Annotated in this window: 17 protein-coding genes; 11 read left to right on the forward strand and 6 right to left on the reverse strand. The window is 65.7% G+C overall.

Annotation, left to right across the window (positions count from 1 at the left end; all coding sequences use genetic code 11):
• Positions 1-9: 9 nt before the first annotated feature.
• The 3 genes from CXR00_RS14950 (at position 10) to CXR00_RS14960 (ending at position 2,980) form a co-directional block, all read left to right on the forward strand.
• The gene (locus tag CXR00_RS14950) at positions 10-1,326 is read left to right on the forward strand and encodes a bifunctional o-acetylhomoserine/o-acetylserine sulfhydrylase (protein WP_104055315.1); all 1,317 of its coding nucleotides are present in this window, start codon (positions 10-12) and stop codon (positions 1,324-1,326) included.
• A gap of 83 nt (positions 1,327-1,409) precedes the next feature.
• Positions 1,410-2,489: a homoserine O-acetyltransferase gene (locus CXR00_RS14955; RefSeq protein ID WP_258060539.1), complete on the forward strand. Its 1,080-nt coding sequence runs from the start codon at positions 1,410-1,412 to the stop codon at positions 2,487-2,489.
• A gap of 56 nt (positions 2,490-2,545) precedes the next feature.
• On the forward strand, positions 2,546-2,980 hold the full coding sequence (locus tag CXR00_RS14960) for an SRPBCC domain-containing protein (protein ID WP_104055317.1): 435 nt from the start codon (positions 2,546-2,548) through the stop codon (positions 2,978-2,980).
• Between the two features lie 43 nt (positions 2,981-3,023).
• On the opposite strand, the gene CXR00_RS14965 is transcribed toward CXR00_RS14960, so the two are convergent.
• Positions 3,024-3,800: an SGNH/GDSL hydrolase family protein gene (locus CXR00_RS14965; RefSeq protein ID WP_258060540.1), complete on the reverse strand. Its 777-nt coding sequence runs from the start codon at positions 3,798-3,800 to the stop codon at positions 3,024-3,026.
• 188 nt (positions 3,801-3,988) lie between these two features.
• Here CXR00_RS14965 and CXR00_RS14970 point away from each other — a divergent pair, with 188 nt between their 5' ends.
• On the forward strand, positions 3,989-4,639 hold the full coding sequence (locus tag CXR00_RS14970) for an alpha/beta hydrolase (protein ID WP_104055318.1): 651 nt from the start codon (positions 3,989-3,991) through the stop codon (positions 4,637-4,639).
• A gap of 40 nt (positions 4,640-4,679) precedes the next feature.
• On the opposite strand, the gene CXR00_RS14975 is transcribed toward CXR00_RS14970, so the two are convergent.
• Complete coding sequence (locus tag CXR00_RS14975; protein WP_104055319.1) at positions 4,680-4,910, reverse strand: RNA-binding S4 domain-containing protein; 231 nt, start codon at positions 4,908-4,910, stop codon at positions 4,680-4,682.
• Positions 4,911-4,980: 70 nt separating this feature from the next.
• Between CXR00_RS14975 and CXR00_RS14980 the strand changes: the two genes are divergently transcribed.
• From CXR00_RS14980 to efeB, 4 genes are all read left to right on the forward strand, one after another.
• Entirely contained in the window at positions 4,981-5,952 is a 972-nt protein-coding gene (locus tag CXR00_RS14980; protein ID WP_104055320.1) for a DMT family transporter, read from the forward strand.
• A 162-nt stretch (positions 5,953-6,114) separates the two neighbouring features.
• On the forward strand, positions 6,115-6,963 hold the full coding sequence (gene efeU, locus CXR00_RS14985; protein ID WP_104055321.1) for an iron uptake transporter permease EfeU: 849 nt from the start codon (positions 6,115-6,117) through the stop codon (positions 6,961-6,963).
• Positions 6,964-6,995: 32 nt separating this feature from the next.
• Positions 6,996-8,150 carry an iron uptake system protein EfeO gene (efeO, locus tag CXR00_RS14990; RefSeq protein ID WP_104055322.1) on the forward strand — a complete coding sequence of 385 codons (1,155 nt, stop codon included), beginning with the start codon at positions 6,996-6,998 and terminating at the stop codon, positions 8,148-8,150.
• Positions 8,151-8,162: 12 nt separating this feature from the next.
• Positions 8,163-9,434 (forward strand): iron uptake transporter deferrochelatase/peroxidase subunit, encoded by a 1,272-nt coding sequence (gene efeB / locus CXR00_RS14995; RefSeq protein WP_104055323.1) that lies wholly within the window; start codon positions 8,163-8,165, stop codon positions 9,432-9,434.
• 150 nt (positions 9,435-9,584) lie between these two features.
• Here efeB and CXR00_RS15000 read toward each other — a convergent pair whose 3' ends face one another.
• Positions 9,585-11,552 (reverse strand): FG-GAP-like repeat-containing protein, encoded by a 1,968-nt coding sequence (locus tag CXR00_RS15000; RefSeq protein ID WP_104055324.1) that lies wholly within the window; start codon positions 11,550-11,552, stop codon positions 9,585-9,587.
• A gap of 22 nt (positions 11,553-11,574) precedes the next feature.
• A complete protein-coding gene (locus tag CXR00_RS15005; RefSeq protein ID WP_104055325.1) occupies positions 11,575-12,957 on the reverse strand; it encodes a hypothetical protein in 1,383 nt (460 codons plus the stop codon).
• 439 nt (positions 12,958-13,396) lie between these two features.
• Between CXR00_RS15005 and CXR00_RS15010 the strand changes: the two genes are divergently transcribed.
• Both CXR00_RS15010 and CXR00_RS15015 read left to right on the forward strand, forming a co-directional pair.
• Positions 13,397-14,785 carry a glycine--tRNA ligase gene (locus CXR00_RS15010; protein ID WP_104055326.1) on the forward strand — a complete coding sequence of 463 codons (1,389 nt, stop codon included), beginning with the start codon at positions 13,397-13,399 and terminating at the stop codon, positions 14,783-14,785.
• Positions 14,785-15,693, forward strand: a complete 909-nt coding sequence (locus CXR00_RS15015; protein WP_104055327.1) for a GNAT family N-acetyltransferase — start codon at positions 14,785-14,787, stop codon at positions 15,691-15,693. Before CXR00_RS15010 ends, CXR00_RS15015 begins: the two co-directional genes overlap by 1 nt.
• Positions 15,694-15,925: 232 nt before the next feature.
• On the opposite strand, the gene CXR00_RS15020 is transcribed toward CXR00_RS15015, so the two are convergent.
• A complete protein-coding gene (locus CXR00_RS15020; protein ID WP_104055328.1) occupies positions 15,926-16,498 on the reverse strand; it encodes a TetR/AcrR family transcriptional regulator in 573 nt (190 codons plus the stop codon).
• Positions 16,499-16,716: 218 nt separating this feature from the next.
• Here CXR00_RS15020 and CXR00_RS15025 point away from each other — a divergent pair, with 218 nt between their 5' ends.
• Positions 16,717-18,126: a YibE/F family protein gene (locus tag CXR00_RS15025; RefSeq protein WP_104055329.1), complete on the forward strand. Its 1,410-nt coding sequence runs from the start codon at positions 16,717-16,719 to the stop codon at positions 18,124-18,126.
• Positions 18,127-18,141: 15 nt separating this feature from the next.
• On the opposite strand, the gene CXR00_RS15030 is transcribed toward CXR00_RS15025, so the two are convergent.
• Positions 18,142-19,596, reverse strand: coding sequence for a short-chain fatty acid transporter (locus CXR00_RS15030; protein ID WP_104055330.1), 1,455 nt, complete (start codon positions 19,594-19,596; stop codon positions 18,142-18,144).
• Positions 19,597-19,782 lie beyond the last annotated feature (186 nt).

Genomic DNA, 19,782 nt, shown 5'->3' on the forward strand with positions numbered 1-19,782 from the left:
AGCTAAGCAGTGTCAGAAAACTGGTCCTTCGAAACCCGTTCCATCCATGCCGGCCAGGAGCCCGACGCCGTTACCGGCGCCCGCGCCCTGCCTATTTACCAAACATCGTCCTTTGTCTTTCCCAGTGCGGAAGCAGCGGCCAACCGGTTCGCCCTGGCTGAGCTTGCCCCCATCTACACCCGCATCGGCAACCCCACCCAGGAAGCGGTGGAAAACCGGATCGCTTCCCTTGAAGGCGGGATCGGGGCACTGCTGCTCGCCTCCGGGCAGGCCGCGGAAACCTTCGCCATCCTCAACGTGGCCGAAGCCGGAGACCACATCGTTGCCAGCCCCAGCCTTTACGGCGGAACGTACAACCTGTTCAAGCACACTCTGAAGAAGTTCGGCATCACCACAACGTTCGTGGCCGATCCGGACAATCTGGAGCAGTGGCGGGCGGCGGTGCAGCCCAACACCAAGGCCTTCTTCGGTGAGGTGGTCTCCAACCCCCGCCAGGACGTACTGGACATCGAGGGCATCAGCGCAGTGGCGCATGAGGCCGGTATTCCCCTGATTGTGGACAACACGCTCTCCACCCCGTACCTGATCCGGCCCATCGAGTGGGGCGCGGACATTGTGGTGCACTCGGCCACCAAGTACCTCGGCGGGCACGGTACCGCCATTGCCGGCGTCATCGTGGATTCGGGCAACTTTGACTTCGGTGCCGATCCGGAGAAATTCCCCGGCTTCAACACCCCGGATGAGAGCTACAACGGTCTCGTCTATGCCCGTGACCTGGGCGCCGGCGGCATTCTGGGTGCCAACCTCGCCTACATCCTCAAGGCGCGGGTCCAGCTGCTGCGCGATCTTGGCTCCTCCGTGTCCCCGTTCAACGCGTTCCTCAATGCCCAGGGCCTGGAAACCCTGAGCCTGCGCATGGAGCGGCACGTGAGCAACGCCGTCGCGGTGGCCAACTGGCTGGAAGGGCACGACGACGTCGTCTCCGTCGCCTATGCGGGCCTGGAGTCCAGCCCGTGGTTCGAGCGCGGACGCCATTACGGGCCGCGCGGAACGGGCGCCATTGTCTCCTTCGAGATCAACGGCGGTGTCGACGCCGGCAAGCGGTTCGTGGATGCCCTGGACCTGCACTCCCATGTGGCGAACGTGGGTGACGTGCGCTCCCTGGTCATTCATCCGGCGTCGACCACCCACAGCCAGCTGGGGGCCGAGGCGCAGCTGGCAGCGGGAGTCAGCCCCGGGCTGGTCCGGCTTTCAGTGGGCATTGAGCACATTGACGACATTATTGCGGACCTCGACGCCGGGTTCCGGGCAGCCAAGGGAGCGTAGCGGGCAGCGTGACACTTCCTTCTACCTCAAACGCTGCCGGAACCGCCGGCCGCACCGCGCCGCAGCACTCCGCCGGGGACGGCGTGCTGCGGCATGCGCGCATCGGCAGCCTGCACCTGGAAACCGGAGGCTACCTGCCGGACGTTTCCCTTGCCTACGAGACGTGGGGGACCCTGAACGCGGATGCGGACAATGCCGTGCTGGTGGCCCACGCCCTCACCGGCAGCACCCACGTGGCCCGGGGCATCAGCGACGAGGACGGCTGGTGGGACGCACTGGTGGGTCCGGGCAAGACGGTGGACACCGACCGGTACTTTGTCGTCTGCATCAACATGCTCGGCGGCTGCTACGGATCCACCGGACCCTCGTCACCTGATCCGCAGGGGCTCCCCTGGGGGTCGCGGTTTCCCTTTGTCACGGTCCGGGACTCGGTCCGCGCTGAGGCACGCCTGGCCGACCAGCTGGGAATCCGCGTCTGGCACACCGTGCTCGGCGGTTCCCTGGGCGGCGCCCGTGCCCTGGAATGGGCCGCCACCGAACCCGCCCGGGTGCAGCGCTGCGCCGTCATTGCCTGCACCGCTGCCAGTTCCGCGGAGCAAATTGCCTTTGGCCAGGCGCAGCTGGAAGCCATCCGGCTGGATCCGGACTTCAACGGCGGCGACTATTACAACGGCAGGGCTCCCGTTGCCGGTCTCGGCCTCGCCCGCCGGATCGCCCACATTACCTACCGCTCCGAAGCTGAGTTGGAATACCGCTTTGGCAATGGAGCCCAGCTGGAGGAGGACCCGCTGGGGTCCGCGCTGCCGGCGGCACGCGGGCGTTATGCGGTGGAGAGCTACCTGGACCATCAGGCGCGGAAGCTCGCAGACCGGTTCGACGCCAACAGCTACCTGCTGCTGACCGAGGCCCTGATGAGCCACGATGTGGCCCGCGGCCGCGGATCGGTGCGCCACGCGCTGGCCAGCGCTGGTGCCGAATTCTTCATAGCCGCCGTGGATTCGGACCGGCTCTACCTTCCGCAGCACTCCTACGAACTGGCAGCGGCTCTGCCCCGGAAGACCGGCGTGCACATGATCAGTGCGCCGATCGGCCACGACGGGTTCCTCACCGACGTTGAGCAGATCGGCGTTCCGCTGCGGGACCGGTTCTTCGGAGCGCCCTAGCGGCGGCGGGGTGCCTACCCTTGCGAAGGCCGCCTGAACGTGGAAGAAACAACCCCATGGGTGATTCGATTCGCGTGGCGGCGCAGGCACAGTGTTCCCCGGCGCAGCTCTGGCACACGCTGGTGGACAACCGTGCGGCGTGGTGGCCGGAAATGGAGTTCACGGCCAGCCCCGGGTCGCCGCTGGCGGAACGGGCGGCCGACGACGACGGCGAGCAGCGAGCTTCGGGCACAGTGCTGGCGGTGGCGCGGGACCGGCTGCTGTCCTTCCGCTGGAGAATGCCCGACTGGAATGCGCACACGGTGGTGAGCATTCAGCTGGCCGCCTCACCGGGACCGGACCCGGAAACGGACTACACCGACGTCGTTGTCACCGAAAGCGGACTGGGCGGTCTGGCAGGGGGCGCCGACGTGGCCCGCACCCACACCGAAGAATGGGCCGACCATTTGGCGAACCTGATTTCGCTGGCCGAAAGGGGCTTGGCAGGCTGAATGAGCCGGCCCGCCCAAAGTGCCTGGCCGGTCGGGCGTCCGCTTAGTCGGCCGAACCCGGAGGCATGCCGGGACCGCCAAACATGGGTCCGGCGTCGGGACGCTTGGCGGAAATGCCGTCGCCGGAGGACTGGTGGCGCACCCGCCGGACCACCCACGGCATGAAGTACTCACGGGCCCAGGTCAGGTCCTCGGTGCGGGCCGTCCTCCAGTTCTTCACCGGCATGGGCCTGGGCTCCAGGGGCTCCAGCGTGTGCGGAACGGCGAGAGTTTCCAGCACCATTGCCGCGATCGTGTGGTGGCCCAGCGGTGAGAAATGCAGCCGGTCCGGCGCCCACATCTCCCGGTTGCTCAGCTGGCGCAGTGCCCACATGTCCGCGATCACGGCGTCATGCCTGGCGGCAACGGTCCGGAGGTTCTCGTTGTAGACGGCCACGCGGCCGCGAACACTGCCGATCACCGGCGTGGCACCAAGATCCGGCCCGGTGAAGAGCACCACCGTGGCGCCGCTGGAGACGAGCCGGTCCACTGCAGCATCCATCTTCTCGGCCAGCTTGTCGGGGTCGCCGCCGGGGCGGATGACGTCATTTCCGCCGGCGCAGATGGTGATCAAATCCGGATGCAGTTCGATCGCCGGCTCCAGCTGTTCCTCAATAATCTTGTTCAGCAGCCGCCCCCGAATGGCCAGGTTGGCGTAGGCGAAGCCGTCGCGGGTGCGTGCCAGTTCCTCGGCCACACGGTCCGCCCAGCCGCGGTGCCCGCCGGGGCTCCGGGGATTGGGATCGCCGATTCCCTCGGTAAAGGAGTCCCCGATGGCCACATAACGGGTCCAGGGATGAACCGCGGATTCCCCGCCTGCAGCGGGTTCCGGGGCAGGGCCGGACGTTCCGGCTGCCGGCGTGGACGAGGTTTCGGGGATCGAAGGAGAAGTCACCAGTTCATCCTGTCAAGGAGAGGGCTGGCTACGCGACCGTAGGTTCGCGAACAGGCCGTGCCAGAATGAATATCATGCCTAAAACTGCTCCCTGGAATCCCACTGTCCTTTGGTCCAAGCCGGAAGCCGAGCGGCCCGGTACGCCGCTGCTGGTCCTTTTCCACGGTTACCTCGCCAATGAGGAAGACCTGATGGGGCTGGCGGATTACCTGCCCTCAGAGTTCACCATCGCCTCGGTCCGCGCACCGCAGGCCCTTGGCCCCGGCTACACCTGGTTTCCGCTGATGAACGACGCGGACTTTTCCGTGGAGCGCGTGGTGGACGCGGTCGACGACGTCGCCGGCTGGCTGGACTGCGTCAAGGACGTGCACAGCAGTGTTTCCCTGCTGGGCTTTTCCATGGGCATGGCCGTGGCCAGCACGCTGCTGCGCCACCGGCCCGCGGACTTTGCCGCCGTCGTCGGGCTCTCCGGCTTTGTGGTTCCCGCTGAAGGAAATCCGTTCTTCCACGACGACGAGCTCACCGCCGGCGGCGTGCCGTTCTTCTGGGGCCGGGACCAGGCGGATCCGGTGATTGACGCGCCGCGCATCGAATTCACCCACGCCTGGCTGAACGAGCACACGGCGCTGACCAAGATCCTTTATTCGAACATGGGACACGGCATCAACATGCAGGAACTGGGGCATGTGAAGGAGTTCCTCACCCACCTGGTGCTCAAGGGCTGATCCGCACCGGAGGAAGGCCGGCCGGCCCGCCGGAGAAGGGTTAGTCTTCGGTGACGATCCGGATGGCTTCGCCGTTGACGGAGATGACATCGCCGGGGTGCAGCTGGCGGCCCCGGCGCTCCTCGATCTCGCCGTTGACCTTCACCAGGCCGTCTTCAATCAGCTGCTTGGCCTGGATGCCGTCTTCGGCCAGGCTGGCAAGCTTAAGCAGCTGGCCCAGGCGGATCATTTCGTCGCGGATGGGAAGGTCTTGGGGATCGGTATTACTCATGTGTCCATTCTGCCGGAAATTGTCCGGGACCGATTCCGGCCTTGCGCCCGCCCTGCCGTAGGGTAAGTCCGTGCCAAACGCTGTGCGAATCAATCCGCTGATCGGTCTTCCCCTTGCTGTCCTGGCCGGGACGGCCATTCCCGCGCAGGCGCGCGTCAACGGTGCGCTGCGCGAAAGGATCGACGACGGGCTGGCTGCAGCCCTCATCAGCTTCTCCGTGGGGCTGGTGGTCATGATCCTGATTTCGGCGCTGCTGCCGCGGGGGCGCGCCGGTGCCGCCCAGCTCCTTCCGGCCCTGCGCGAGCGCCGCTTTCCGCGCTACTACGTGCTGGCCGGAGCCATTGGCGGCTATTTCGTGCTGTCCCAAACCCTCACCGTGGCGGTGCTGGGCGTTGCCGTGTTCACCGTTGCCGCCGTCGCCGGCCAAACCATGACCGGGCTGGTGGTGGACCGCCTGGGCATTGGACCGGCGGGAAAGAAAGCCCTGACGGTGATGCGGGTGGTTGGCGCTGTGCTGACCATCGCCGCCGTCGCGTGGGCCGTGAGCCCCAAGCTCAGCGGAACATCCTCGGCCGGTGACCTGCTGCTGCCGGTGCTGCTGCCTCTGACCGCGGGCATGCTGATGAGTTTCCAGCAGGCCATGAACGGCACCACGGGCATGCATTACGGAACACCGATCACCGCAACCCTGGTGAACTTCATTTCCGGTGCTGCCGTCCTGCTGGTCTGCTGGCTGATAAAGGTGGCCGTGTCCGGTTTCGGAAATCCGCTGCCGGGGGAGTGGTACCTGTATCTGGGCGGTCCGCTGGGCTGCGTTTTCATTGGGCTGAGCGCCCTGCTGGTGCGCAGTCTGGGCGTGCTGCTGACCAGCCTGGGCATGATCGGCGGGCAGTTGGTGGGTTCGCTGCTGCTGGACATCTTCCTGCCGGCGCCGGGCTCCGTCGTCGTCGCGGCCACGGTGCTGGGTACCGCGCTGACGCTGGCCGCCATTGTGGTCGCCACGCTGCCCTGGAACATGCCCGGAGTGCTGCGCCGGCGGTGACGCTGCGGCGGGCCAGGTGCACCCTGCGGGGCCCCTTCGAAATAAAAGCGTAACTTAGCCAAGCCTAAGCTAAGGTCTAATAGCGCACACTTCCGTTGCGTAATTATTTTGCCTCCGCAGCGGTTGGACAGACGGCTGCGCTGGCCCTGACCAAGGTGCGCAATGACCGGTAATTTCCTCATCGGACTCCGTGAAGGACTTGAGGCTGTCCTCATTGTTGTCCTGCTCCTCGCCTATCTAAAGAAGAGCGGCCGTACGGCGCTGATTCCCCGCATCTACGCCGGGATCGCCGTCGCCGTGGCGGTGTCCCTGGGCTTCGGTGCGCTTCTGACCTTCGGACCCCGGGGGCTGACGTTTGAGGCACAGGAAATCATCGGCGGCAGCCTGTCCATCGTGGCCGTGGGATTTGTGACCTGGATGGTCTTCTGGATGGCCAAAGCCTCACGGTCGCTCGGCACCGAACTGCGGACCCAGGTGGACCGCGCATCAGACGGCAAAGCCTGGGGGCTGGTCCTGGTGGCGGCGCTGGCCGTTGGCCGTGAAGGACTGGAAACCGCACTGTTCATTTGGGCGGCAGCCCGCGCCACCGGGCAAACCTGGGAGCCGATCCTCGGCGCCTTCCTTGGCCTTGCCGTGGCGGTTGCCCTGGGCATGCTCCTGCACAAGGGTGCCCTGCGCATCAACCTCAGCCGCTTCTTCACCTGGACCGGAGCAGCCCTCATCATCGTTGCCGGCGGCGTCCTGGCCTATGGCGTCCATGACCTGCAGGAAGCACGCGTGCTGCCCGGGCTGAACTCCCTGGCCTTCGATGTTTCGCACATCATCGCTCCCAGCGGCTGGCTGGCCACGCTGCTCAAGGGCGTCTTCAACTTCTCTCCCGCCACCACCTGGCTTGAAGCAACGGCATGGACGCTGTACGTCATCCCGGTGATGTGGCTTTACTTCCGCAGCGTTCACCGCAGCGGTTCCCGCCGGGACACGACCGCGTCCCGGCCCGTGACGGCAGCCTGATCCCGCTGCCGACAGCACCCTAAGGAATAACCATGAAGGCACACCCCTCACTTGCGCCGGCCGTGCTGCTGGCCGTTGCCGCCCTGGCACTCAGCGGCTGCACCGATAACACTGCTGCCGCTGACGGCGGCGGCATCGCCGTGAGCAGCACCGCCGATGACTGCTCGGTCGCAACGGATACCGCCCCCGGCGGAACCATCCGCTTCGATGTCACCAACGACGGCGATGAAGTCACCGAGTTCTATCTCCTGGCAGAGGACGGGCTGCGGATCGTCGGTGAAGTGGAAAACATCGGCCCCGGCCTCACCCGCGATCTGGTGGTCATGGCACCCGAAGGCAAGTACTTCACTGCGTGCAAGCCCGGGATGGTGGGGGATGGCATCCGTTCCGCCTTCACCGTCACGGAAGCACCGGCGGGACAGGAAATCAGCGCCGACCGCGCCGAACTGCAGGACACCGCCGTCAACCTGTACGCGGCATACGTCAAGGACCAGGCGGCCCAGCTCGTGGAAGGTACCCGGGAGTTCGCAGCCGCATTTGCAGCCGGCGAGGAAGAGACGGCGCGCGCCCTCTACCCGCAGGTCCGCATGCACTGGGAGCGCATCGAACCCGTGGCGGAATCCTTCGGAGACCTGGACCCGATCCTGGACGCACGGGAAGCCGATCTTGAAGAGGGCGATGAATTCACCGGCTGGCACCGGGCCGAAAAGGACCTCTGGGCCCCCGTTGATTACACCAAGATGACCGCGGAAGAGCGCAGCTACATTGCGGACAAGATGGTGGCGGACACGGAGGAGCTGTTCAGCCGCACCCAGGAACTGACCTTTACGGCGGACAAGCTGGCCAACGGCGCCAAAGAGCTGTTGGATGAAGTGGCCACCGGCAAGGTGACCGGTGAAGAGGAGTTCTTCTCCCATACCGACCTTTGGGATTTCCAGGCCAACGTGGACGGCGCCCGGATTGCCTACGAGGATCTGAAGCCGCTGCTGGCCGAGAACGACGGCGACCTCGACGCAGCGCTCGAGGAGAACTTTGCAGCGCTCCAGGAACTGCTGGACCAGTACCGGGTGGACGACGGTTTCAAGCTCTACACCGAGCTGACGGACGAGCAGATCCAGGAACTCAGTGCGGCCGTGGACTCGCTCAGCGAGCCCCTGTCCAAACTGACGGCAGCGGTCGTTAAGTAGGGCGGCGAACACATGTGTCCGCAAGAATCGCGCGGCGGGGGAGGCCTGAGCCGCAGGGGATTGTTCACTGCGGCCGGAGCCGGAGGCATCGGACTTGCCGCCGGTGCTGCCGGGGCGTTCGCAGCGGGAAGGGAGCGCAGTTCGCCGGTCAACGACGTCGTGCCCCTTTACGGCGCGCATCAGGCGGGCATCACCACGGACGCCCAGGACCACATGCACACCGCGGCCTTTGATCTGACGGCGTCCACGCGGCAATCGGTCATTTCGCTGCTGCGGGACTGGACCGAAGCCGCGGAAGCCATGACGGCGGGCCGCGACGTCGGTGCCACCGGAGCTTCGGGCGGTGCCTACGACGCACCGCCCGAAGACACCGGCGAAGCACAGGATCTGCACGCGGCGCACCTGACAATTACCTTCGGGTTCGGCCGGACGCTGTTCGAGAAGGACGGCGAGGACCGTTACGGAGTCCGCTCCCGCCTGCCCGCTGCGCTGATCGACCTTCCGCTCTTTTCCGGGGATGCCCTTGAGCCGAACCGGACCGGCGGGGACCTGATGGTCCAGGCCTGCGCCGACGATCCCCAGGTGGCGGTGCATGCGGTGCGGAACCTCTCCCGGATTGCCTTCGGGCGGGCGCGGGTGCGGTGGTCGCAGCTCGGCTTTGGGCGGACTGCCTCCACCTCGACGGGCCAGGTGACGCCGCGCAACCTGTTTGGTTTCAAGGACGGCACCGCCAACATCATGGCGCAGGATCGGGATCTGCTGGACAAACACGTGTGGGTGGGAGGCAGCCCGGCTGCTGAAGCATGGCTCGACGGCGGCACCTACGCGGTGATGCGCCGGATCCGAATGCACGTGGAGACCTGGGACCGGACCACCCTGCGCGAGCAGGAACTGGTGGTGGGGCGCACCAAGCGAGAGGGTGCCCCGCTGTCCGGAGGGGACGAATTTACAGCACCCGATTTTTCGCTGCCGGGCAGAAACGGGCCGCTGATCGACGCAGGGTCACACCTGGCGCTGGCCCATCCGGACCACAACGGCGGAGTGCACATGCTGCGCCGCGGTTACAACTATGCCGACGGCACGGATGACCTGGGCCGGTTCGACGCCGGACAGTTTTTCGTGGCCTATCTGGTGGATCCGCGCTCGCACTACGTCCCGATGCAGTCGGCCATGGCCAAGAATGACCTCATGGCGGAATACCTGCGGCATACCGGCAGCGGGTTGTTTGCGGTCCCGCCGGGGATTCAGGCAGGGGAGTACATCGGGCAGTCGTTGTTCAGCTGATGTGGTTTTGAAGTTCAGCTGATGGGGTTGAACTGAATGGCCATCGGCACGGTAAGTGCCCCATATGTAAGCAGTCAGTGCCCCACATGCAAGCAGACCGTCCGGCGGATTCCGCCGGACGGTCTGCTTATTTGTTCCTGTAGTGGGTTGTTACGCCCTGCGCCTCTTCATGAGGAGCCAGGTTCCGGCGGCCAGGAGCAGAACTGCCGCTCCGCCGATCCAGGGCAGGCTCTTGCCCACACCGGTTTCCGCCAGCGGAGCCTTCGAACCGGTGTCCGGCGTTGCCTCGGCTGCGGCTCCATCCGGCTCCTCCGTGCTCCCGTCAGAGTCTGAACCCGGTGTCCCCGTGTCAGCCGGTTCTTCTGCTGAACCCCCCGGGGCTGGAGTGCTGCCGGTGCCCGGTGACGGGGCCGCAGTAGGTTCAGCAGACGGTCCCGGAGCGGGAGCCGTAGGTTCAGCTGACGGTTCCGGCGTCGGTTCGTCGGTGGGCGCCGGTGCCGGATCTGTCGTCGGTTCAGGTGCCGGTGCTGCCGGGGCCGCCGAGAGGAGGTAGAGCGAAACCGCGTTCCCTCCGCCTGCCACCACATCCGGGCTGCCGTCACTGTTGAAATCTCCGGCCACGCCGACAGACGTTCCGCCGTCTGCTCCCAGCAGCTGTCCTGACTCAGCAGGCAGCCCGGCCAGGCCAAGGCGGCCTGAGCCGTTCGGCAGGCCGTTCACCGCCCAGAGTTCACCGTTTGCGGCCGAGCCCAGAAGCACCTCAGGTGTTCCGTCGCCGTTGAGGTCCGGGATGCCCGCCACGGAAGCGCCGGTCCGGCCTCCGTCGGCGGCTCCCTCAATCCAGTAGCCGCGTTCCTGCGTCTCGCCGTCGGTGCACGTGGCATCCGCCGAGCCTGAGCTGCAGCTGAAGACGGTGGCGGCGGAGGCTTCCGGAGCCGTCATGACAGGGGCAGACGACGCCGAGCCGAAGATCACGGCAGCTCCGCCGTTACGGGGCGCATCCGGCCGGGACACGCCGTCGGCTCCCACCGCAATGTCGGCGAACCCGTCATTGTTGATGTCGCCGACACCGGCAATGGATGCGCCCAGCCGGTCCCGCTGGCGCTGCGGGCCATAGATCATAAAGCCGTCATCGGTCATCGCGGCGAGGTCCAGGCCACCGGTCCGGCCGCCCCACAGGGCGTAGGCGGCACCGGAGGATGAGACTTCCGCACCCCAGGGAGCGGCGGTGTAGGCGGACACCAGCAGGTCTGCGGCTCCGTCACCGTTCACGTCCCCCGCACCGCTGACCGTACCCAGGCGGTCCTGGGCGGCTGCACCGTCAATGGTGCGGATTACGCGGCCGGCATCCGTCTGGACGTTGACCGTGCGCACGGAGGTTTGTCCCTTGACGATCCAAACCCGACCGCTGTTGGTCCGGCCGTTGTAGTCGGCCAGAATGTCGCCAACCGCAATATCGTCCAGTCCGTCGCCGTCGACGTCGCCCACTGCTGCCACGGAGTAACCGAAGTTATCGGTGGAGTTGTCCGCTGCGGTCTTGTCAGCTGCGCCGGAATCCTCAATGACGAATCCCCGCGTGCCGAGGAAGTCCAGATCCACGGGGGAGAAGTCCCGCGCACCGAAGATCACGGTGGCCTGCTGGTAGCCGCGGCTGCCCGCCCCCAGGACAAAATCGTCAATGCCGTCGCCGTTGGTGTCGCCCAGACAGGACACAGCCCAGCCAACCCATGCGCCGGCCGGAACGGTGACGGAGGGCCCGTCGATGCGGATGGTGCCTGAAGCGTCAGGATCAGCAACGTCGCCGCCTGACGGCGTTCCGGTGCCGAGAGCAACATAGGCGGCGCCGGTGTTGACGTAGCCGGGGCGGTCCCAGCCCCAGTCGCCCAGGATGGTGTCATCCATCCCGTCACCGTTGACGTCGCAGGAGGAGCTGCTCACGCTAAACCCCAGGGTGCCGTTGGCCTCGCCCTGCCAGACGCTCTTGCCCGCCAGCAGCGGATCCGTTTCTTCGGCGGCTGCGGCCAGCGGCCAGGCAACGGTCAGCGAACCAACGCCAACGGCCAGCGCTGCGGCGCCCGCCAGGAGGCGGCGCCGCGGTGATGAATTTTCATACAACATGTTAATTTGGCTCGTTCCGGGCTTAGTTGGGGGCGTGAACGCCGTTGTTCTTTCCAAAGTCGGCTGCAGTGTCGAACTTCTGCGTGCTCAGGGACACTGCACCTGTGGCGGTTCCTGCGACGAGGTGCTGCCGGATGCTGCCGGTGAACGCAGTTTCGGAGCCGCCCGTTCCGTAGGGGTCGGTGTACACGGCGGACGGGGTTCCGGGGGTGACTGAGTTCTGGTTCAGATAGAAGTCGCGCTGCGCGCCGTCGAACGGAGAGGCCGGATCCTGCCAGTCAAGCGGTGCCAGCGAATTCACGGTGCTCCAAGGGAACCCGGCGGCGGCGTTTTCTCCCCAGGCCAGGTCCACCGGGCGTGAGATGCCGTTTTTGTTCTGCGCGGCGTCGCTGTTCGCCGGATCGTAGTAGCGGCTGGCGTTTCGCACGCCGAACCACGGGTCGAAATGCGCCAGCAGAGTGCCGTCAGCTGCTGTGATCCGGTTTTCGCCCTTCCACAGCTCATAGATTCCCCAAAGCGAGGCGGCCTCGCCGGTGGCATGCTCCGCAACGCACGCGGCATCGGGGATTTGCCGGGATCCGCCGTAGCCCGCCGGCAGCTTGCTGCCCATGGTGGCCACTGCTTCAAGTGCGCCGCAGTTCTTGTGGAATTCGTTGGAATTGCCGAACTTGCTCAACGTCGTCGAAATGATTTCGGTGCCGTCAGAGCACTTGGACGCGTAAATGGCTTCATGGGCATTGTTCGACGTGGCATCAGGGGACCAGCTGCCCTGATGCTGTTTGATGAGGAAATCGCAGGTGACAACCGCTCCCTGAGCGTCCAGTACCCATTCGCGGTTCTCGTCGATGAGTTCAACGTTGTTTTGCAGGAAGATTTTGTGGCCGGCATTGTCTTCGTGGCGCATGGCCATGCCTTCATGCTCGGCGCCGTACATCATCAGCGCCTCGCTGGCGTAGCCGAACGGTATGCCGGTCTTCCCATCGGCCTCTGCCGGAGTCAGGTAATCCACCACCCAGTCGTAGATGTCCGAGGTGGCCGGGTCCGCGCCGTGCTCGTGCCCGAACGTGCACATGCTGCCCGTGGCCGGATCAATGACCTGTGCCGGGTGCCAGGTCGGATAGATCTTTCCGTCCGGACCGAGCGCGGTGTACTCGGCGTGAAGTTCCGCCGAGCATGTGTCATAGGCGGTGGGCTTCCAGTTCCGCTCGAGATAGGCGGTGGAGTACTGCGGGTCGCCGCCGTGCTCGTGCCCCGGATCCGTTGGGGCGGTGGGCTCCGGCACGGTCATATCCGGCGTGGTGTGCTCTGGCGCGGTGTGGTCCATCGCCTCGGCCGGCGCGGCGGTGAAGGAGAAGGCGGCCAGGCCTCCGGCCGCGAGTGCCGCTGCCGCGAGGGCGCCCGCCATTGGGCGCCATGTCCGCCTCCCGACGGCAGGGTCACGGTGGCTCTTCTGTTGGTTTTTCAAGGCAACCTAATCCAGCCGAAACGTACCGTCCGGCTTCTTGTTCGGTGGAGTGGAAGTGCGCCGGCTTAGGTAAGGGAATCCTAAGCAAGGCTCCTGAATCGTATGAAGTCAGGGGGTTACGCAACAAATATGTGACCTAATTATTACCGCAGGCTTATTTATGGTTCCCGTCACGTTTCCGTGATCTGCCCCTCACAGCACACTGTGCCCACCGTGCCGCGTGCCGGGCTTTGGGTGCAGTGACCTTAAGCTGGTAGTTGTAGGTTTTTGCCCTTTGCAGTTCCTCGCCGCGCAATCTGCCGGTGCACACTGCAACGGGACCATAAGCGGACCGCACCCAGCGGCCTGCGCAGACACGAAAGAACGGCGGTACCATTCCATGGCTTCGACCAAATCCAAACTGGATCCGATCATCTCCCTCGCCAAGCGCCGGGGGTTCGTCTTCCAGTCGGGTGAGATTTACGGCGGGTCCCGCTCTGCATGGGATTACGGCCCCCTGGGTGTCGAACTCAAGGAAAACATCAAGAAGCAGTGGTGGCAGCACATGGTCCGCGGACGCGACGACGTCGTCGGGCTGGATTCCGCCGTCATCCTCCCGCGCCAGGTCTGGGAGGCCTCCGGCCACGTTGAGGTCTTCTCCGATCCGCTGGTTGAGTGCCTGAGCTGCCACAAGCGCTACCGCGCCGACCACCTCGAAGAGGCCTACGAGGAAAAGAAGGGCCACGCCCCCGAAAACGGCCTGGCCGACATTGCCTGCGCCAACTGCGGCACCAAGGGCCAGTGGACCGAACCGCAGGAATTCTCCGGCCTGCTGAAGACCTTCCTTGGCCCGGTGGCCAATGAAGAGGGCATGCACTACCTGCGCCCCGAAACCGCGCAGGGCATCTTCGTGAACTTCAACAACGTGCTCACCACGTCGCGGAAGAAGCCGCCGTTTGGCATCGGCCAGATCGGCAAGAGCTTCCGCAACGAGATCACGCCGGGCAACTTCATCTTCCGCACCCGTGAATTCGAGCAGATGGAAATGGAGTTCTTCGTCGAGCCGGGCACTGACGAGGAATGGCACAAGTACTGGATCGAAAACCGGTTCAACTGGTACGTGAACCTGGGCATCGACCCGGAAAACCTGCGTCTGTTCGAGCACCCGCTGGAAAAGCTGAGCCACTACTCCAAGGGCACCACCGACGTCGAATACCGCTTCGGCTTCCAGGGTTCCGAGTGGGGCGAGCTGGAAGGCATTGCCAACCGCACCGACTTCGACCTCGGCACACACTCCAAGCACTCCGGCACGGACCTGAGCTACTTCAACCAGGCCACCAACGAGCGCTTCACCCCGTACGTGATTGAGCCCGCCGCCGGCTTGACCCGTTCCTTCATGGCGTTCCTCGTGGACTCCTACACCGAGGACGAAGCCCCCAACGCCAAGGGCGGCGTCGACAAGCGCACCGTCCTGAAGCTTGACCCGCGCCTGGCGCCGGTCAAGGCAGCCGTGCTGCCGCTGAGCCGCAACGAGGACCTCTCTCCCAAGGCCAAGGACCTCGCTGCGCAGCTGCGCCGGAACTGGAACATCGACTTCGACGACGCCGGGGCCATTGGCCGCCGCTACCGCCGCCAGGACGAAATCGGCACCCCGTTCTGCATCACCGTGGACTTCGACACCCTCGAAGACCAGGCCGTCACCGTGCGCGAACGCGACTCGATGGCCCAGGAACGCGTGAGCCTGGACAAGGTTGAGGGTTACCTCGCGCAGAGGCTGATCGGAGCGTAATGGCACTGACTTTCCGCGAATGGCGCGAAGATGACGATCTGGCCCTGAACCAGCTGTGGGGCGATCCGGAAACGGTGCAGTCCGGCCAGTTCCGGGCTGTGCTGCGGCCGTCCTCCAACGAGCCCTGGAGCCGCTGCATCGTGGCCGAGGATGACGGGATTCCGGTGGCCGCCGGCGTCGTCTACGAAACCTCGCTGCATCCGGACCGGCTGTGGGTCTACGTGGAGGTGGCCCGGGAAAACCGGCGCTCCGGCCTCGGATCCACCCTGCTGGCCATGCTGCGCAAGGAAGCCGAGACGGCGCCGTCGGGAGTTACCGCCCTGCGGGCGAAGGTGGAGCCGGGCACTTCCGGTGCCGCGTTTGCCGAAGCCGCCGGATTCTCGCGGATCCAGCGTTCGCGGGTTGTCGTGGTGGAACCGGGCCGGATCAGCCTGCCCGTGTTCTCCGACGACGCCGGTCCCCAGCTGGAGGAAGCCGCCACCGGTTCGGTGGAGCTGACGCAGGCTGTGGCCGAGTTCTACAACAGCGTGCACGGCTGGGACCGGGCGGACATGACGCTGGGCCGCGCCCAGCAGATGCTGCTCAACGACGCCACCGGTGCCGCGGGCGCTGTGGTGCTGCGCGATGCGCCGAAGGCAAAGGGCGGAAAGATCGCTGCGTTTGCCGTGAGCTACACGCACAACCGCACCGATGAGCCCGCCGACGTGTTCCTGGGCTACGACACCAAGCTGGAACGGTCCGAGCAGGAAGCGGCACTGGAATCGCTGCTGGCCATGCTGACCTATCAGTATCCGGTGCAGCTGGAGGTGGACGAGTCCATGGCTCCCGTGGCCCGGATCATCCAGGCGCTGTTGGACAAGGGCGCGGCCCGCGAGGTCGGCCCGGCTACGGAGATCGTCAGCAGCTAGAGAGTCTCTGTGGTCTTTGCCTCTGCCGGGGCATAACGACGACGGCGGGCGCCGGTTCCTTCGGGATCGGCGCCCGCCGTCGTTGTGCGTATGGGAGCCGGCGCCGTGCAGAGTGTCCGGTCCGTGGCCCGCGTCCCTGGAACACATAACGGGCTTATAAGCGACGTTTAGCCCCCGCATCTGTACTAGGGATGCATGCAGGTGTTCCATCTACACACTGGGCAGAACAAGCCTAGGCAGCCAGCCTGCCGGAGAGTCCGTACAGCACCGATTCGGTAACCTCATCCAGCGAGCGCTCCGGGCTGAACACCAGCCATTCAAGGCCGCCGGTCAAAGCTGCGCCAAACACGCTGCCGGCCACCAGCTCCAGCCTGCCGTCCATCTCCGCCGGGGGAGAGGTCTCCCGGATGGGGATGATGAACTCGCCCAGGACTTCACGGCGAAGCAGTTCCAGGGAGGGCTGCCAGGCGCGGTCGGTCCGGAAGATCTCCGCGGCCAGCAGCCGGGCCAGGGCGCGGTTGTCGGCCACCGTTTCCAGCAGCGCGCGGACCATGGCCTGCAGGGCCGGCCACCCCGTCAGCGCGGAGCGGGCACTGCGCACCGTTTCCGTCAGCACCCCCACGCCCTCCAGCAGCAGCTCCTCGAACAACCGGTCCTTGGACGTGAAGTTGTAATAGACGCTGCCCTTGGCGACGCCGGCCCGCTCGGCAACGTTCTCCATAGTGGTTCCGGTGATGCCGTTGTCCGCCGCCAGCTCCAACGCGGCCTCGAGGATTGCGCGCTTGGTACCTGACTGGCGTGGCATGGAAACGTTCCTTCTTCTTCGTGATGGCCTGCTTCGATCTTAGAGGTCCGGGCCGGCCGCGGCATTTCGGCACCCGGCCGCCCGGGGAGACCCAACTTGGGAGAAAGCGTCCGGACTTGGGACAATGATGCCGATCCGAGTTTCCTGCGCCCGTCCTCCGGGCTGCAACCCCGCGCCACCTCCGTTGCAACTCCGTGCCAAAGCCGAAGGACCCTCCCATGGGACACAGCCATTCCCCGCACTCCGATGAGCCGCCGTCCCCGGCAGCACTGGCCGCCCGGCGCCGCGCCAACCTCCTGCTGACCTGGATCCTGGTTCCGCTGGGGCTGCTGGCCGTTATCGGCATGGTCCTGCTCTGGCCTTCCGGGGACCGCACCGGCATCACGGTGTCCGATCCCTACGCCACCGCAGACGGCGTCACCTTCGAAACCGGCAAGGTCCAGCGCGTCAGCGAGGAGAACTGTCCGTCGTCGCAGGCCCTGGTCAATGCCGGCGGAACAGCCCAGCAGTGCCTGGTGGCGTACACGGTTCCGAACTCCGGGGGCACCACCATCCAGGTGGAAGTTCCCCCGGAGGTCGCCAAGGGAGGCGCCATCGAAGCCGGCGACACCATCCGCTACCTGAATCTTGAAGCCATCATGGCGCAGGGCGGCGGCGCACCGCCCTACGTTTTCGTGGACTTTGTCCGCTCTGTTCCCATGGCCGCGCTGACAGTTCTTTACGCGGGGGTGGTGATCGCCGTCGCGCGCTGGCGGGGGCTGCGTGCCCTGGTTGGGCTCGCCGGCGCCTACGCGGTGCTCGCCGGATTCATCCTGCCCGGGCTGGTGGAGGGCAAGCCGCCGCTGCTGCTGGGGCTGATCGGTTCAAGCGTGATCATGTTCGGTGTCCTGTACTTTGCGCACGGCTTTACGGCGCGGACGTCGACGGCGCTCCTGGGGACGCTGTTCGGGCTATCGATCACGGCCTGCCTGGCGGCCTGGGCGACCGATGCGGCACACCTGGTGGGGGTCGATGACGAGAACGCGTACACGCTCATCAACTCCTCGGACAACATCTCCGTGTCCGGCATCATCCTGTGCGGGCTGATCATTTCGGGCCTCGGTGTGCTGAACGACGTCACCATCACGCAGTCCTCCGCCGTGTGGGAGATGTACGAGCTGGCGCCCGGGGCGAGCGCCAAGCGTCTCTTCTCCGGGGCCATGCGGGTGGGACGGGACCACATTGCCTCCACCGTCTACACCATTGCCTTCGCCTATGCAGGAGCGGCGCTTCCGGTGCTCATCCTCGTCTCGCTCTACGACCGGCCCTTCTTGGACAGCATCACCAGCGGTGAACTGGCCGAGGAAGTAATCCGGACGCTGGTCGGCTCCGTAGGGCTGGTGCTTGCGATCCCGGTAACCACAGCCATCGCCGTTCTGGTGGTCAAGGCGGTGGGTATCAAGGGGATTGCGCACAGTGCGGACGGAGTACACACGAAGCACGACGACGGCGGGACGCTTCCGGCGCACGCAACGCACGACGCCGGCGGGACGCTTCCGGTGCACGCAACGCCCGACGCCGGCGGGACGCCTTCCAGTCCCGCCGACGATGCACCGCCAACGCGGCGCTCGCTGCGCAACCGGCCCTGACCCTGCCGACGTAACCTACGGCGCCGTCGGAGCCGGGGCAGGAATAACCGGCGGTTCGAACGTGAACGTCATCCCCAGCAGCCAGACCAGCAGCAGGACCACGGGCAGGTGGATGATGAACTGCAGGAAGGTGAATCCCACCAAATCCCGTGCCCGCAGCTTCAGTACGGCCAGCAGCGGGAGCATGAAGAACGGATTGATCAGGTTGGGCAGTGCCTCGGCAATGTTGTAAATCTGCACCGTCCAGCCAAGGTTCATCTCCACATCGGTGGCGGACTGCATCACGTAGGGAGCTTCCACCAGCCACTTGCCGCCGCCGGAGGGCACAAAGATGCCCAGAATGACGGTATAGAGCGCAATGACGACGGCGAATGCTCCGCCGGCGCCAATGTTGGTGAAGAACGTGGCCAGGTGCTCGGAGAGGGTGGTCCCGCTGCCGCCTTCGGCCTTTGTGAGGATCGCAGCCATTGCGGCGTAGAGCGGAAACTGGACCAGGATGCCGGCGGTGGCGGGAACTGCCTTGGTGACCGCCTGCAGGAAGTTCCTCGGCGTGCGGTGCAGCACCAGACCCAGGATCAGGAACACCAGCAGATAGCCGTTGAGGCTGGAGATCACGCTGAGGAACGGTTTGGTCACGAACTGTGAGACCAGCCACCCGGCGGTCAGCAAGCCCATGAGCATCGGCAGGATGGGGCTGTACTCCAGCCATTCTCCGGGACGCTCCCGGGTGGAGGCAGGCTCGGGCGTGTCATCCAGGTCCACGCCCAGTTCCGTAGCGGTGCGGATGGCTTCGCCCTTGGGCGCTGAGAGATGCGCGATCACCGTGGTCAGGACAATGAGGATGGCGCAGGTGAGCAGCGACTGCCAGGTGAAAATGGTCTTGCCGAAGTCCAGGACGCCGGTGACTTCCAGCAGGGCAGGAGGCAGCGACGCCGCAGTGGCCTGGAGTTGTGCGGCCGAGGAAGACAAACCCAAAGCCCAGACGGCGCCGAGGCCCATGAAGGCGGCCGCGCCCAGCGCCCGGTAATCGACGCGAAGGTCCGTGCGCCGGGCAATGGCACGTGCCAGCAGCCCGCCGAAGACAATGCTCAGGCCCCAGTTCAGGAAGGACACGGACATGGACAGGAACGCCACAAAGCTGACGGCGGTGGTGGCGGTCTGCGGAACCCGCGCCAGCCGGGCGATGAGCTTCGCCACCGGGGGAGAGGTGGCCACGACATAGCCGGTCAGGACCACCATGGACATTTGCAGGGTGAAGGCGGTCAGGTCCCAAAAGCCGTTGCCGAAGGAGTCCGCCACGTCCTGCGGCGTGGATCCGTTGAGCAGGGCGGCCAGGGCAACAATGACCACTCCGGCCAGGGCGAAGATGTACGCATCGGGAAACCACTTCTCGGTCCAGCGGGCCAGGGCCTGGGCAACTCTGGCCAGGCCTTTCTCGGAGCCGGCCGAGCGGGTGGTGGCGGTAGACATGACAGAGACCTCATTCTGGTTGCGGCAGTGAAACCGAAGGGGTACGGATGGATGGCCTGCCCAGTACTGAAAAACCATCATTGTGATGCAGGCCACCTGCACGCTAGGGGGTGCTCCCCGGGCCTGTCAATCGGCGTCTGGGGCCGGTCTGCAGCGGTGTCCGCACGCCACGCTGCCGGAAGGTTC

This window comes from Arthrobacter sp. 9E16, assembly GCF_002929435.1.
Taxonomy (GTDB): Bacteria; Actinomycetota; Actinomycetes; order Actinomycetales; family Micrococcaceae; genus Arthrobacter_B; species Arthrobacter_B sunyaminii.

Coding starts and splice junctions, on each gene's coding strand:
- efeO (WP_104055322.1), top strand. CDS start 6,996: ATGAAGGCACACCCCTCACTTGCGCCGGCCGTGCTGCTGGCCGTTGCC.
- CXR00_RS14975 (WP_104055319.1), bottom strand. CDS start 4,910: ATGAGTAATACCGATCCCCAAGACCTTCCCATCCGCGACGAAATGATC.
- CXR00_RS15005 (WP_104055325.1), bottom strand. CDS start 12,957: ATGGCGGGCGCCCTCGCGGCAGCGGCACTCGCGGCCGGAGGCCTGGCC.
- CXR00_RS14970 (WP_104055318.1), top strand. CDS start 3,989: ATGCCTAAAACTGCTCCCTGGAATCCCACTGTCCTTTGGTCCAAGCCG.
- CXR00_RS15015 (WP_104055327.1), top strand. CDS start 14,785: ATGGCACTGACTTTCCGCGAATGGCGCGAAGATGACGATCTGGCCCTG.
- CXR00_RS15000 (WP_104055324.1), bottom strand. CDS start 11,552: ATGTTGTATGAAAATTCATCACCGCGGCGCCGCCTCCTGGCGGGCGCC.
- CXR00_RS15010 (WP_104055326.1), top strand. CDS start 13,397: ATGGCTTCGACCAAATCCAAACTGGATCCGATCATCTCCCTCGCCAAG.
- efeB (WP_104055323.1), top strand. CDS start 8,163: ATGTGTCCGCAAGAATCGCGCGGCGGGGGAGGCCTGAGCCGCAGGGGA.
- CXR00_RS15020 (WP_104055328.1), bottom strand. CDS start 16,498: ATGCCACGCCAGTCAGGTACCAAGCGCGCAATCCTCGAGGCCGCGTTG.
- CXR00_RS15025 (WP_104055329.1), top strand. CDS start 16,717: ATGGGACACAGCCATTCCCCGCACTCCGATGAGCCGCCGTCCCCGGCA.
- efeU (WP_104055321.1), top strand. CDS start 6,115: ATGACCGGTAATTTCCTCATCGGACTCCGTGAAGGACTTGAGGCTGTC.
- CXR00_RS15030 (WP_104055330.1), bottom strand. CDS start 19,596: ATGTCTACCGCCACCACCCGCTCGGCCGGCTCCGAGAAAGGCCTGGCC.
- CXR00_RS14960 (WP_104055317.1), top strand. CDS start 2,546: ATGGGTGATTCGATTCGCGTGGCGGCGCAGGCACAGTGTTCCCCGGCG.